General features: G+C 61.8%; 1 protein-coding gene. It reads left to right on the top strand.

Translation table 11 applies throughout. From position 1 onward, the window contains the following. Positions 1–51: 51 nt before the first annotated feature. Positions 52–594 (top strand): IS701 family transposase (locus tag NM2_RS47015; RefSeq protein ID WP_439957004.1); only part of this gene is annotated, 543 nt, incomplete at its 3' end.

The following is a 594-nucleotide window of genomic DNA, read 5'->3' as shown; positions in this document are numbered from 1 at the left end:
TACTCCAGCCGCACTTAGTTATGTTGTGCGGTAAGCTTTTTGGTCGTGTCGATCGATGAGGATCTGGCTGCGTGGGTCGCGGGGCTGGATGATCTGTTTGGGCTGGTAGCGGGCCGGTTCTATCGTGCCGAGCCAAGATTGCGGGCGCGGGCGTATGTGCGGGGCCTGTTGGCGCCGTTGGCGGGGAAGAATGGCTGGACGCTTGCCGAAGCGGCTGGTGACCTAACGCCGGATGGGATGCAGCGGTTGCTGAACAAGGCGGCGTGGGATGTGGACGGGGTGCGTGACGATGTGCGCGCCTACGCCGTGGAGCACCTGGGTGACCCGGACGGGGTGCTGGTGGTGGATGAGACGGGTTTTTTGAAGAAGGGAGTGAAATCTGCTGGGGTACAAAGGCAATACTCCGGAACCGCAGGACGGATCGAGAACTGTCAACTGGGCGTTTTCTGCGCGTATACGAGTGCGAAGGGCCGCACTCTGATCGACAGGGAACTGTATCTGCCAAAATCCTGGACAGAGGACCGCGGCCGCTGCGCCGAGGCGAACGTGCCCGATAATGTGGAGTTCGCCACCAAGGCCACCCTCGCCAAGGCG

The sequence above is a fragment of the Nocardia miyunensis NBRC 108239 genome, assembly GCF_001613065.1.
Taxonomy (GTDB): domain Bacteria; phylum Actinomycetota; class Actinomycetes; order Mycobacteriales; family Mycobacteriaceae; genus Nocardia; species Nocardia miyunensis.
The sequence above is the reverse complement of the archived record's forward strand: the minus strand, read 5'-3'. Positions and strand labels throughout refer to the sequence as shown.